Origin of the sequence: Rhizobium sp. P40RR-XXII (genome assembly GCF_012641405.1) — a bacterium.
Classification (GTDB): Bacteria; Pseudomonadota; Alphaproteobacteria; order Rhizobiales; family Rhizobiaceae; genus Rhizobium.
Genome location: NZ_JABAII010000025.1, coordinates 37,412 through 49,809, shown reverse-complemented (window position 1 = coordinate 49,809; position 12,398 = coordinate 37,412). Strand labels below are relative to the sequence as shown.

The 12,398-nt window shown below is 58.8% G+C and carries 11 protein-coding genes; 8 read left to right on the top strand and 3 right to left on the bottom strand.

Annotation, left to right across the window (positions count from 1 at the left end):
* Positions 1-57: 57 nt before the first annotated feature.
* The 3 genes from pstC (at position 58) to pstB (ending at position 2,760) form a co-directional block, all read left to right on the top strand.
* Positions 58-1,029 (top strand): phosphate ABC transporter permease subunit PstC, encoded by a 972-nt coding sequence (gene pstC / locus HGP16_RS30740; protein ID WP_168843726.1) that lies wholly within the window; start codon positions 58-60, stop codon positions 1,027-1,029.
* 10 nt (positions 1,030-1,039) lie between these two features.
* Positions 1,040-1,894 (top strand): phosphate ABC transporter permease PstA, encoded by an 855-nt coding sequence (pstA, locus tag HGP16_RS30735; RefSeq protein WP_168843725.1) that lies wholly within the window; start codon positions 1,040-1,042, stop codon positions 1,892-1,894.
* A 107-nt stretch (positions 1,895-2,001) separates the two neighbouring features.
* Positions 2,002-2,760 carry a phosphate ABC transporter ATP-binding protein PstB gene (gene pstB, locus HGP16_RS30730; RefSeq protein ID WP_205926741.1) on the top strand — a complete coding sequence of 253 codons (759 nt, stop codon included), beginning with the start codon at positions 2,002-2,004 and terminating at the stop codon, positions 2,758-2,760.
* Positions 2,761-2,886: 126 nt separating this feature from the next.
* On the opposite strand, the gene HGP16_RS30725 is transcribed toward pstB, so the two are convergent.
* Positions 2,887-4,140: a GGDEF domain-containing protein gene (locus HGP16_RS30725; RefSeq protein ID WP_312862957.1), complete on the bottom strand. Its 1,254-nt coding sequence runs from the start codon at positions 4,138-4,140 to the stop codon at positions 2,887-2,889.
* 403 nt (positions 4,141-4,543) lie between these two features.
* On the opposite strand from HGP16_RS30725, the gene clpP reads away from it, so the two are divergent.
* The 4 genes from clpP to hupB all read left to right on the top strand — a co-directional run bounded on the left by clpP (position 4,544) and on the right by hupB (position 10,068).
* Positions 4,544-5,176, top strand: a complete 633-nt coding sequence (gene clpP, locus HGP16_RS30720; RefSeq protein ID WP_120663582.1) for an ATP-dependent Clp endopeptidase proteolytic subunit ClpP — start codon at positions 4,544-4,546, stop codon at positions 5,174-5,176.
* A gap of 295 nt (positions 5,177-5,471) precedes the next feature.
* A complete protein-coding gene (gene clpX, locus HGP16_RS30715; RefSeq protein ID WP_015339478.1) occupies positions 5,472-6,749 on the top strand; it encodes an ATP-dependent Clp protease ATP-binding subunit ClpX in 1,278 nt (425 codons plus the stop codon).
* A 420-nt stretch (positions 6,750-7,169) separates the two neighbouring features.
* Positions 7,170-9,590: an endopeptidase La gene (gene lon, locus HGP16_RS30710; protein WP_168843722.1), complete on the top strand. Its 2,421-nt coding sequence runs from the start codon at positions 7,170-7,172 to the stop codon at positions 9,588-9,590.
* A 202-nt stretch (positions 9,591-9,792) separates the two neighbouring features.
* The gene (gene hupB / locus HGP16_RS30705) at positions 9,793-10,068 is read left to right on the top strand and encodes a DNA-binding protein HupB (protein ID WP_015339480.1); all 276 of its coding nucleotides are present in this window, start codon (positions 9,793-9,795) and stop codon (positions 10,066-10,068) included.
* Between the two features lie 169 nt (positions 10,069-10,237).
* Here the strand turns inward: hupB and HGP16_RS30700 are convergent, their stop codons facing one another.
* The gene (locus HGP16_RS30700) at positions 10,238-10,879 is read right to left on the bottom strand and encodes a dihydrofolate reductase family protein (protein WP_168843721.1); all 642 of its coding nucleotides are present in this window, start codon (positions 10,877-10,879) and stop codon (positions 10,238-10,240) included.
* 89 nt (positions 10,880-10,968) lie between these two features.
* Between HGP16_RS30700 and HGP16_RS30695 the strand changes: the two genes are divergently transcribed.
* Complete coding sequence (locus HGP16_RS30695) at positions 10,969-11,487, top strand: helix-turn-helix domain-containing protein (RefSeq protein ID WP_168843720.1); 519 nt, start codon at positions 10,969-10,971, stop codon at positions 11,485-11,487.
* Between the two features lie 152 nt (positions 11,488-11,639).
* Here the strand turns inward: HGP16_RS30695 and HGP16_RS30690 are convergent, their stop codons facing one another.
* Positions 11,640-12,377: an SDR family oxidoreductase gene (locus HGP16_RS30690; protein ID WP_168843719.1), complete on the bottom strand. Its 738-nt coding sequence runs from the start codon at positions 12,375-12,377 to the stop codon at positions 11,640-11,642.
* Positions 12,378-12,398: the final 21 nt, after the last annotated feature.

Sequence of the window (12,398 nt, the reverse complement as noted above, 5' to 3'; positions counted from 1 at the left end):
TTGCGGCGGACAGGGTATGGCCCTGTCCGCCTTTCGTGACAGGACAAGGGGAAATCGATGGCTGACGCGACCCAGACGGCTGGCTTCCAGGCTGTGGATACCACCGCCATGACCAGAAAATTCCGGACACAGGATCGGATTTTCTATTTTATGACGCTTGGCTCGGCCACTCTCGTCGTGCTTCTGCTGCTGGCAATCCTTGCGGTTCTTGTCATTGATGCCTTGCCCACCTTCCAGACTTTCGGGTTTTCGTTCCTCTGGGGCACGAAATGGAGTGCTCCCGCCGATATCTATGGTGCTATTCCTGCCGTGGTCGGCACGCTGGTGAGCTCGTTCATCGCCATGCTGATTGCCATTCCCTTGGGCATCGGCATCGCCATCTTCCTCACGGAACTTTGCCCCGGCAGCCTGCGGCGGCCGATCAGTACCGCCATCGAGCTTCTGGCCGGCGTTCCCTCTATTATTTACGGCATCGTCGGTCTGTTCATTCTCGTGCCGCTGATGCAGACCTATATCCTGCCCTTCCTTATCATGACGATCGGCCAGGTGCCGTTGATCGGCCTGCTGTTCCAGCCGCCGGCGCCGGGCGTCGGCCTGTTGACGGCAAGCCTCGTGCTCGCCGTCATGATCCTGCCGTTCATCACCGCGATCTCCCGCGACGTGTTCAGCACCGTGCCGCCGATGTTGCGTGAATCCGCTTACGGCATGGGCATGACCACATGGGAAGTGGCCCGTCACATCCTGATCCCCTATACGCGTCGCGGCCTCGTCGGCGGTATCATGCTCGGCCTCGGCCGCGCGCTTGGCGAAACCATGGCCGTCACCTTCGTCGTAGGCTCGGTGAGCCGCCTGCAATCGTCGATCATCTCACCGTCCACCACCATTTCCGCTCAGATCGCGAACAACTTCGGCGATGCCGACGGTCTGCAATTGTCGAGCCTAATTGCGCTCGGCCTGCTTCTGTTCGTCCTTTCCTTCTGCGTGCTTGCAGCGGCGCGCTGGATGATCGGCCGCGGCGACTCGCTCTGAGGAAAAAACCATGGAAAATGCAATTCGTCAGAATCTCGTCTCGAGGCGCTATACGAAGAACCGGGTAATGATGGCCTTGTCCTTCATTGCGGCCATCCTCGGCATATTCTTTCTCAGTGTGATCCTCGTGACCCTGCTTTATCGCGGTGTGACGGCGCTCAGCCTCGACGTGTTCACCATGTCGATCCCGGCCCAGGGCTCGCGCGGTGGCCTGATCAACGCAATCTACGGCACCCTTCTGGTTACCGGCCTTGCCATTGTGATCGCCGCTCCAATCGGCATTCTCGCCGCCACCTATCTGGTGGAATATGCGAACGGCACCAAGCTTGCCGAGGCTGCCAAATTCATCAACGATATCCTGCTGTCCGCACCTTCGATCATCGTCGGCGTGTTCGTCTACGGCGCCGTGGTCGTGCCCATGCACGGTAACTCTGCCATTGCCGGCATTCTCGCGCTGGCGCTGATCGCCCTTCCGGTCGTCAACCGCACGACGCAGGATATGCTGTTGCTGGTGCCAAACGCACTTCGCGAGGCGACCGCCGCGCTCGGCGCGCCGCGCTGGAAGTCCATGACGATGGTGATCTATCGCTCCGCCTGGACGGGCATCCTGACCGGCATACTGCTGGCCATCGCCCGTATCAGCGGCGAAACCGCGCCGCTTCTCTTCACGGCCGGTTATAGCAAATTCATGAATACGAGCCTGACCGGTCCAATCGCCACGCTGCCGGTTGCCATCAACACGCTCGCAGCCGATGCAGGCGAGGATCTCAAACAACTGGCCTGGGCCGGCGCGCTGATCATCACCGTTGCCATCCTTGCCCTCAACATCCTTGCCCGTGTCTTGAGTGGGCGCCGCCACCAGTGACGCAGCCGCCGAACGATAGGAATGAGACCATGAACATGAGCGACAACAATTTCCAGAGCGTCAACGCACAGCCGGGGAAAGACGCCGTTTCCCAGTCAGATCTCGGCATGCTCGCGAAACTTGAGGTGAAGAACCTCGATTTTACCTATCAGAACGGCCATCGCGTTCTGAAGAGTGTGAATATGAACATCCGCAAAAATGCGGTCACCGCCTTCATCGGCCCTTCGGGTTGCGGCAAGTCCACGCTGTTGCGTACCTTCAACCGGATGTATGATCTCTATCCGGGCCAGACGGTTGCGGGCGAGATTCTGCTGGACGGCCGCAATATTCTCACCAAGGACGTCGATCTGAACGATTTGCGCGCCAAGGTTGGCATGGTGTTCCAGAAGCCCACGCCGTTCCCGATGTCGATCTATGAAAACGTCGCTTTCGGCATTCGCCTCTATGAGAAGATTTCCAAGGCGGAAATGGACGTCCGTGTCGAAGCGGCGCTGACGGAAACAGCTCTGTGGAGCGAAGTGAAGGAAAAGCTGCACCAGAGCGGACTTGGCCTTTCCGGCGGCCAGCAGCAGCGCCTCTGTATTGCCCGCGCCATTGCCATTCGCCCCGAAGTCCTGCTGCTTGACGAGCCGACCTCGGCTCTGGACCCGATCTCGACCGCCAAGGTCGAGGAGCTGGTCTCGCAGCTGAAGGGCGATTTCACGATCGTCATCGTCACGCACAACATGCAGCAGGCAAGCCGCATCTCCGACAGCACCGCCTTCATGTATCTTGGCGAACTGATCGAATACGGCGCGACCGAGCAGATCTTCCAGGCGCCGAAGGTCAAGCGCACGGAAGACTATATCACCGGTCGTTACGGCTGATACGGCCGGAGATAGCCGCACAATTTGTGAAGGCGCGCTGCGTTTGACGGTAGCTGCTTTGCTGGAGGACGGTGCGATCGGGTCATACCAAAAGCCTGTCGAATGGAACCGTACCGGGTAAGCCGTTCACATCCTGGCGAGCGTGCCCATGCGTCTCAGCGCGTATATCTGATCGTCGAGGGTCGGTACGAGTTCGCCGTCGTCGGCGCCCGGCGCTGTTTCGACCTCCTTCGCAGTTTCCAGTTCGTTGAAGACGATGGTGCGGTTCCGGCCGGCGCGCTTGGCGGCATAAAGCGCGCGATCCGCGAACGAGACCAGGCGATCCCAGCTGACGGTGTCGCGCGGCATGATCGAAACGCCGATGCTGACGGTTGCCGGCACCAACGTGCGTCCGGCAAGTAGCGGCACACGGCAGAAATCGGCGCGGATGGTTTCCGCCAGCGCTTCCGCCTGGGATTGATCGTCTATGGGAACGAAGGCGACGAACTCTTCCCCGCCCATCCGGCCGAACGCGCCGCTGCGTGGCACGAATTGACGGGCGATACGGGCAAATTCGACCAGAACAGCATCGCCCGTCTGGTGACCGTGACGATCGTTGATCTTCTTGAAGTGGTCGAGGTCGAACAGCAGCGCGGCGAGTTTCTGCGGCTGCTGCTGTCCTTCTCCCGCAAGGATGTCATAGCTTTCCTGTAACCCGCGGCGGTTCAGAACTCCCGTCAGCGTGTCGGTGATGGAAATCGCCCGCCAGCGACGCTCGGCGCGCTCCATCAGCAACTTGCCGTTCAGAACGACGGCGACGATGATGAGCAGTCCATAGCCGAGCGCCATGTAGCCGCGATAGATCATGGCCTCTTCCAGCGAGGGGCCTACGAGCACCATCCAAATAGCCGAGCCGAAACAGAAACAGGCGAGTGCCACGAAGACGATGCCGAGCTGCCCGCGCGCCGGTTCGCGGCGGCCATCGGCCGGATGGACCGCAAAGGCGAGCAAGGTCGCGCCGACGGCACCGGCAAGATCGTAGACGATGATGCGATTGGCAAAGTTGCCGCCGACCCATGGCAGGCTGACACCGATCACCCATATGGCAGGGGGCAGGAGTGCGGACCATTCCAGCTTGCGCTTGTCCATCAGGCGGAACCCGGCGATCCATGCGCTTTCGCCGAGCAGCGCCACGGCATTGCCGATCCGGATCGACCATATGTCGGGAACGACGCCGCGAGCCGCCACCAGGGCAAACCCGACCGCGCTGACGGTAAATCCGATGGCCCAGATCAGGTAGGCGGGCGACTTGCGATCGTGCCTCCAGGCGAAAAGCAATACGGTCGCCAGGGTGATGGCTTCCGAGCACCAGATGGTCAGACCCGTGGTCATGTTCAGCACGATGGGTGTTTCTCCGCTGCCTTCGGACCGTCGGCATAGACAGCGCAACGATTTTCGCGATTGGTCCATCCTCGCCGAATAAGATGGTAAGTTCGTTAAATGAGTTGGTAAATTTTGCTTGTGTCTCCGATCTCCGCCTGATCGCCATGGCTTTCATGCTTCCTTCACCTTGCGGGTGGGAAATGCAGTGGGTAGCCAATGGCGCGACGCCATGGCGTCTTGGCATTCCAGGCGCGGTGTTTAGAAATGCTTTGTCAACGCCTCCTCGGGCATTACTGCTTTTTGACGATATGCTTTTGCGCGTCTTGAAGTGAAGGGCAGGGACACTCTATGTAGGAGTAAAGGATTTTTACTCCGATTCCCGGCGTTTCCGTCGCCGGGGCAAGTTTGATAAAGGACGCACATGAGAAATCCAGTCGATACAGCTATGGCTCTGGTGCCGATGGTTGTTGAGCAGACCAACCGTGGGGAACGGTCTTACGACATCTATTCCCGCCTGCTGAAGGAACGCATCATTTTCCTGACCGGGCCGGTTGAAGACCATATGGCGACGTTGGTGTGCGCCCAGCTTCTCTTCCTCGAGGCCGAAAACCCGAAGAAGGAAATCGCGCTCTACATCAATTCGCCGGGCGGTGTCGTGACCGCCGGAATGGCGATCTACGATACGATGCAGTTCATCAAGCCGGCCGTTTCGACGCTTTGCATCGGCCAGGCGGCGTCCATGGGCTCGCTGCTGCTTGCTGCCGGCGACAAGGACATGCGTTTCGCAACGCCGAATTCCCGCATCATGGTTCACCAGCCCTCGGGCGGGTTCCAGGGCCAGGCTTCGGATATCGAGCGCCATGCGCGCGACATCATCAAGATGAAGCGCCGCCTGAACGAAGTTTATGTCAAGCATTGCGGTCGGACCTACGAGGAAGTCGAGCAGACGCTCGATCGTGACCATTTCATGTCCTCCGACGAGGCCAAGGAATGGGGTCTTATCGACAAGGTGCTGACGTCGCGTACCGAAATGGAAGGTGAAAGCGCCTCGTGATTTATCCACGAGGCGGTGACTTCTACGCCACAGTTCTATCCCATTTGTGATCGAATAGGGGTTTAATGTGGAGCGGAACGCGGTAATAGTAAGATTCATGCTATGTAGCGTTTTTGTGACATGGCATTCGGCATTCGAAGGGGGATCGTTGCCACGCAGTTCCGGTCGTTGACTGGTCTGCGTTCAGTACCCTGAAGGGCGCCGCGATCTGCAAACGAGGGGCAGGTCCGGCGGGCGCATTGAGTGGACCGCGATTTCGATCTGGAAATTGGCGGCGTGCTGGAAGGAAAGTGATATGAGCAAAGTCAGCGGCAGCAACGGCGGCGACTCCAAGAACACGCTTTATTGTTCGTTCTGCGGTAAGAGCCAGCATGAAGTCCGGAAGCTGATTGCCGGACCGACCGTCTTCATCTGCGACGAGTGCGTCGAGCTATGCATGGACATCATCCGCGAGGAAAACAAATCCTCGATGGTCAAGTCCCGTGACGGCGTTCCGACTCCGCAGGACATCATCAAGGTTCTCGACGAATACGTCATCGGCCAGCGGCAGGCGAAGAAGATCCTCTCCGTTGCCGTTCACAACCATTACAAGCGTCTCGCACACGCATCGAAGAACGGCGACGTCGAGCTGGCGAAGTCGAACATCATGCTCGTCGGCCCGACCGGTTGCGGCAAGACCTATCTGGCTCAGACGCTCGCGCGCATCATCGACGTGCCCTTCACCATGGCCGACGCGACGACGCTGACCGAAGCGGGCTACGTCGGCGAAGACGTCGAAAACATCATCCTCAAGCTGCTGCAGGCCGCCGATTACAACGTTGAGCGCGCACAGCGCGGCATCGTCTACATCGACGAAGTCGACAAGATTTCCCGCAAGTCGGACAATCCGTCGATCACGCGCGACGTTTCGGGCGAGGGCGTGCAGCAGGCGCTCCTGAAGATCATGGAAGGTACCGTGGCTTCTGTTCCCCCGCAGGGCGGTCGCAAGCATCCGCAGCAGGAATTCCTGCAGGTGGATACGACCAACATCCTCTTCATCTGCGGCGGCGCCTTCGCAGGCCTCGACAAGATCATCTCCGCCCGCGGCGAGAAGACCTCGATCGGCTTCGGCGCGACCGTCAAGGCGCCGGACGATCGTCGCGTCGGTGAAGTGCTGCGCGAGCTGGAGCCGGAAGATCTGGTGAAGTTCGGCCTGATCCCGGAATTCATCGGCCGTCTACCCGTTCTGGCGACGCTCGAAGACCTGGATGCGGATGCACTGATCCAGATCCTGTCGGAGCCGAAGAACGCGCTCGTCAAGCAGTACCAGCGTCTGTTCGAGATGGAAGACGTCGAGCTGACCTTCCACGAGGATGCGCTGCGCGAGATCGCCCGCCGGGCGATCGTCCGCAAGACGGGCGCTCGCGGTCTACGCTCGATCATGGAGAAGATCCTGCTCGACACCATGTTCGAGCTGCCGGCGCTGGAAGGCGTGCGCGAAGTGGTCATTTCCGAGGAAGTGGTCCGCGGCTCTGCCCGCCCGCTTTACATCTATGCCGATCGGCAGGAAGAAAAGGCCAACGCAACGGCCTGATGTCCGTATCTGCGATCACGAATCGGGGGCTCGTCGTCGACGGGCCCCTTTCTGTTTGAAAAATCGTGCAGTTTGCTGATAAAGTCTTGGATAAGCTTATGGGAACGCGGTCGAAACCGGTTGTGAAGAGCCCCTGCTGCAGCCATCATGGAGTGATTCTGGAGCATCTGGCGAGTTGGGCACGAGCCCGGTGTTTTTCTTCGGATTCCGCTTCGCCGGCATTTGTTTGAGTGGCCGGGCTTCGGTGTTTGTTGTTGCGTTCCTCCTCGTGAATAGACGGGGCTGCTGTCTGACGGCGGCGCGTCCCGCGTGACTTGAAATAGGTAGTGTGAAGCTCCACTTGTTTACCAAGTGAGAAAGCCGGCTAATCCCTCCCAGCCGGCAGAGAGCCCGGGAACGGGACGACGGAAAGGAAATAAGATGAGTAAGAAAACGTCTGCGGCACACGAGAGCATTGCCTATCCGGTATTGCCGTTGCGCGACATCGTGGTTTTCCCCCACATGATCGTGCCTCTGTTCGTCGGACGGGAGAAATCCATTCGGGCGCTCGAAGAGGTTATGGGTTCGGACAAGCAGATCATGCTGGTCACCCAGATCAATGCCAGCGATGATGATCCCGCGCCGGACGCCATCCACAAGGTCGGTACCGTTGCCAACGTTCTGCAGCTGTTGAAACTGCCTGACGGCACCGTGAAGGTGCTGGTCGAAGGCCGTGCGCGCGCAGAGATCGACGACTACACCGGCCGCGAGGATTTCTATGAAGCCCTCGGCCATGTGCTGCACGAGCCCGAGGAAGACCAGGTCGAACTGGAAGCGCTGAGCCGCTCGGTCGTCTCGGAATTCGAGAGCTATGTGAAGCTCAACAAGAAGATCTCGCCGGAAGTGGTTGGCGCCGCCAGCCAGATCGACGATTATTCGAAGCTGGCCGACACTGTCGCCTCGCACCTGTCGATCAAGATCACCGAAAAGCAGGAAATGCTGGAGACCACCAGCGTCAAGGCTCGCCTCGAAAAGGCGCTCGGCTTCATGGAAGGCGAGATTTCGGTTCTCCAGGTCGAGAAGCGCATCCGCTCGCGCGTCAAGCGCCAGATGGAGAAGACGCAGCGCGAATACTACCTGAATGAGCAGATGAAGGCGATCCAGAAGGAGCTCGGCGACGGCGAGGAAGGCCGCGATGAGATGGCCGAACTGGAAGAGCGCATCTCCAAGACCAAGCTCTCCAAGGAAGCCAAGGAAAAGGCCGATGCGGAGCTGAAGAAGCTGCGTCAGATGAGCCCGATGTCGGCGGAAGCCACCGTCGTGCGCAACTATCTCGACTGGCTGCTGGGTATTCCCTGGCACAAGAAGTCGAAGATCAAGGCCGATCTGAACAATGCCGAGAAGATTCTTGAAGCGGATCATTTCGGCCTGGAGAAGGTCAAGGAGCGCATCGTCGAATATCTGGCCGTCCAGGCACGCGCCACCAAGATCAAGGGACCGATCCTGTGCCTCGTCGGCCCTCCGGGCGTCGGCAAGACCTCGCTCGCCCAGTCGATCGCCAAGGCGACCGGCCGCGAGTATGTCCGCATGGCGCTTGGCGGCGTTCGTGACGAAGCCGAAATCCGCGGTCACCGCCGCACCTATATCGGCTCGATGCCCGGCAAGGTCATCCAGTCGATGAAGAAGGCCAAGAAGTCCAATCCACTCTTCCTGCTCGACGAAATCGACAAGCTGGGCCAGGATTATCGCGGCGATCCGTCTTCGGCCCTGCTTGAGGTGCTGGACCCGGCGCAGAACTCGACCTTCATGGATCACTACCTGGAGGTCGAATATGACCTGTCGGACGTGATGTTCATTACGACGGCGAACACGCTGAATATCCCGGCACCTCTGATGGACCGCATGGAGATCATCCGTATCGCCGGCTACACCGAAGACGAGAAGCGCGAAATCGCCAAGCGGCACCTGCTGCCGAAGGCCATCAAGGAACATGCGCTGCAGCCGAATGAATTTTCGGTCAGCGACGACGCCCTGATGGCCATCAGCCAGCAATACACCCGCGAAGCCGGTGTGCGTAACTTCGAGCGCGAATTGATGAAGCTCGCCCGCAAGGCGGTCACCGAGATCATCAAGGGCAAGACCAAGTCCGTTGCGGTCACCGCTGCGAATATCGACGAATATCTGGGCGTTCCGCGCTTCCGCCATGGCGAAGCCGAACGCGAGGATCAGGTCGGTGTCGTGACCGGTCTCGCCTGGACCGAGGTCGGCGGCGAGCTGCTGACGATCGAAGGCGTGATGATGCCGGGCAAGGGCCGCATGACGGTCACCGGCAACCTGAAGGAAGTCATGAAGGAATCGATTTCGGCGGCGGCGTCTTACGTTCGTTCGCGCGCTGTCGATTTCGGCATCGAGCCGCCGCGCTTCGACAAGAGCGACATCCACGTGCATCTGCCGGAAGGCGCGACGCCGAAGGATGGTCCGTCGGCTGGTGTCGCCATGGCAACCGCGATCGTCTCGATCATGACCGGCATCCCGGTTTCCAAGGATGTGGCCATGACGGGTGAAATCACGCTGCGTGGCCGCGTGCTGCCGATCGGCGGCCTGAAGGAAAAGCTGCTTGCAGCGCTTCGCGGCGGCATCAAGAAGGTGCTGATCCCGGAAGAAAACGCCAAGGATCTGGCGGAGATTCCGGACAACGTGAAGAACAGCATGGAAATCATCCCCGTGTCTCGCATGGGCGAGGTGATCAAGCATGCGCTTGTTCGCCGGCCCGAGCCGATCGAGTGGGATGGCACCGTGGAAACGCCTGTAATTGCTACAGTTGAAGGTGTTGACGACGTGGGCTCGACTATCGCTCATTGAAGCTCTTCGCCTCAATTCTGTCGAATTGATCCAAAAGGCGAAAAGACCGGCAATTTTGCCGGTCTTTTTTTGTGAAAAGCGCACGGCGGCGCTTGCTTTTCCTTGATTTGCAGGGCTTTTGGGGTTGCGGCGGGTAAGAGCATTCCTATTTTGCGCCCCGCTTACTGATAAGTCGTTTCATACCAAAGAAAGGGGTGGAAACATGAACAAGAATGAGCTCGTGTCCGCAGTGGCCGAGAAGGCCGGTATCACGAAGGCTGACGCTGCTTCCGCTGTTGACGCTGTTTTCGATACTGTCCAGGCTGAACTGAAGAAGGGCGGCGACATTCGCCTCGCCGGTTTCGGCAGCTTCACCGTTTCCCACCGTGCAGCCACGAAGGGCCGTAACCCGTCCACCGGCGCTGAGGTCGATATTCCTGCTCGTAACGTACCGAAGTTCACGCCCGGCAAGGGCCTGAAGGACTCGGTCAACAGCTAATTCGTTTTCACCCGCCGCGAGGCTTTTGCCTAGCGGGTGGATACATTGGGGCCCGCTTTTGCGGGCCCTTTTTATGGTCTCATACAGTAATTGTGTGCGGAAGGTTCATGTGTGGCTCTCGGATCGCTCAACGGCCACAAATGACGGCAAGGCCGGGCTTCACCGGACCTCATTTCCTCAAAACGATGTGAGCAGCCTTCTCCGTTGCCTCATGGGCAGCGACCCGAAAGCCGAGCGAAGGCAGATCGATGCCGGCAAACATCGCTTCGCCTTTTCCGAGCACAACTGGCGAAATGGCATAGTGTATCTCATCGACCAAGTTCGCTTGAAGATACTGGCGCACCGTGCTGACACCGCCTCCGATCTTGATATCTTTGCCTCCAGCGACGGCCTTGGCCCGCACGAGCGCCTCCTCAATCCCGCCTGTGACGAAATGGAAAGTTGTGCCGCCTTCCATGACGATTGGCTCGCGCGGATAGTGCGTCAGGATGAAGGTCGGTGCATGATAGGGCGGATTGTCACCCCACCAGCCTTTCCAGTTTTCATCGGGCCATTCGTCGCGAATAGGGCCGAACATGTTACGGCCGAGGATGAATGCGCCAAAACCGGTATTTCCAGACGCCGCGTATTTCGCGTCGGCACCTTCCGATTCTCCCTCCTTGCCGAACATCGCCTGGAATGTCTGGGTCGGGAAAAACCACTCAAACAATTCCGGACCGCGCTTGCCTAAGGGGTTATTCAGGCTTTGCTCCACTCCGGCTCCGAAACCATCTATGGAGAGCGAGAATCCTGCAACGCGAACTTTCGACATGATTTTCTCCATCTAATTGCAATTTGCAACTGGTTGCGTATTAACACGCCAGATCCTACATTGCAATTGATTCATTGAAGGACGTGAATATGGATATCGAACGGCGGTCGGGATGCCCGATCAATCTGACGATGGAGGTGTTGGGGGACCGGTGGAGCCTGGTCGTCATCCGGGACATCATGTTCGGCAATCGCCGGCATTTTCGCGAGTTGCTCAATCGGTCCGAGGAGGGGATTGCCTCCAACATACTCGCCGCACGCCTAAAACGTCTCGTCTCCCTCGACCTGATCACCAAGCTGGACGATCCCACTCACGCCCAAAAAGCGATTTACAGTCTGACAGAACCGGCGATCCAGCTTGTGCCGATGATCGCCATGATCGGCGCCTGGGGCCGGCGGCATCTGCCTGTCAGCGAGGACCTGAGCATCCGCGCCGAACTGCTTGAGAATGGCGGCCCGGCTCTTTGGGACGACTTCATGAACGATCTTAGAAACATTCACATTGTGGACCCGATCGGCGGAGCAAATGGCAGTGTCAGATCGCCTGTCTTGATAAATCTTACCAACGCCTTTCTCGAGGTCCGCGCAAGAATGCAACGCAAAGAGTAAGATCATTTTGTGCCGATAACGACAGGAATGTTTCGGTTCGGTGACTGCGCGCAAGAAACCGTAATGTCTGCCAATGGTACAAGATAGCAGCAGGCACCATCGTCTCGGTGCGAGTAGTCTGTTATCGATCCGTTTTCGCGGCTTTGATGATCTCAGAGAAGCGTGCGCCCGCCGTTGACCGCGAATTTTTGACCCGTCAGGAAGTCCGCCTTGTTCGAGGCGAGGAATACCACCATGTGGGCTATATCCTCTGGCGTTCCGAAATGTCCAAGCGGGGTTTGAGAGAGATAGTCATCGATCGACCGCTGAGACGCCCCGGCATGGCGTTCGACGGGAATCCAGCCAGGTGCGACCAGATTGACCGTGATACCTTCGGGTGCCAATTCCCTGGCCCAGGAGCGGGTCATGGAAAGCATGGCGCCTTTTGCCGACGCATAGTTTCCGACACCGGGATTGCCGAGCTCTGCTATTTCTGAGCCGATGTTGACTATTCTTCCCGACTTGCGTGCGCGCCAATCCGGCAGCACCGCCTGAAGCAGTTCGAGGGGTGCTTTCACGAAGAACTCAAGCTGATCGAGATAGGTTCGCCAGGATTGCTCCATCAATGGCATGCTCGGTTGTGGACCCGTTGCGTTGTTGACGATCAGGTCGACCGGACCGAGCTCGCTCCTGATTGCATCCAAACCCTCGGTCAGCCGAGCCTTGTCGATTACGCTGAATTTCGCCGCATAGGCTTGGCCGCCCCGCTGTCGGATCGCTTCAACCACCGCGTCCGCTCCAGCCGTATCGTTCGAATAATTGACCGCTACGGCCCAATCCGCCTCGGCCAGTTCGCGCGCGATGACCGCACCAAGTCCGCGGGACGCGCCCGTCACAAGAGCCACTTTCATTGAATTCTCCTGCAGGGTCTC

Excerpts from the sequence above, each read along its gene's own strand:
- pstC (WP_168843726.1), top strand. The coding sequence starts at position 58 with ATGGCTGACGCGACCCAGACGGCTGGCTTCCAGGCTGTGGATACCACC.
- pstA (WP_168843725.1), top strand. The coding sequence starts at position 1,040 with ATGGAAAATGCAATTCGTCAGAATCTCGTCTCGAGGCGCTATACGAAG.
- pstB (WP_205926741.1), top strand. The coding sequence starts at position 2,002 with ATGCTCGCGAAACTTGAGGTGAAGAACCTCGATTTTACCTATCAGAAC.
- clpP (WP_120663582.1), top strand. The coding sequence starts at position 4,544 with ATGAGAAATCCAGTCGATACAGCTATGGCTCTGGTGCCGATGGTTGTT.
- clpX (WP_015339478.1), top strand. The coding sequence starts at position 5,472 with ATGAGCAAAGTCAGCGGCAGCAACGGCGGCGACTCCAAGAACACGCTT.
- lon (WP_168843722.1), top strand. The coding sequence starts at position 7,170 with ATGAGTAAGAAAACGTCTGCGGCACACGAGAGCATTGCCTATCCGGTA.
- hupB (WP_015339480.1), top strand. The coding sequence starts at position 9,793 with ATGAACAAGAATGAGCTCGTGTCCGCAGTGGCCGAGAAGGCCGGTATC.
- HGP16_RS30700 (WP_168843721.1), bottom strand. The coding sequence starts at position 10,879 with ATGTCGAAAGTTCGCGTTGCAGGATTCTCGCTCTCCATAGATGGTTTC.
- HGP16_RS30695 (WP_168843720.1), top strand. The coding sequence starts at position 10,969 with ATGGATATCGAACGGCGGTCGGGATGCCCGATCAATCTGACGATGGAG.
- HGP16_RS30690 (WP_168843719.1), bottom strand. The coding sequence starts at position 12,377 with ATGAAAGTGGCTCTTGTGACGGGCGCGTCCCGCGGACTTGGTGCGGTC.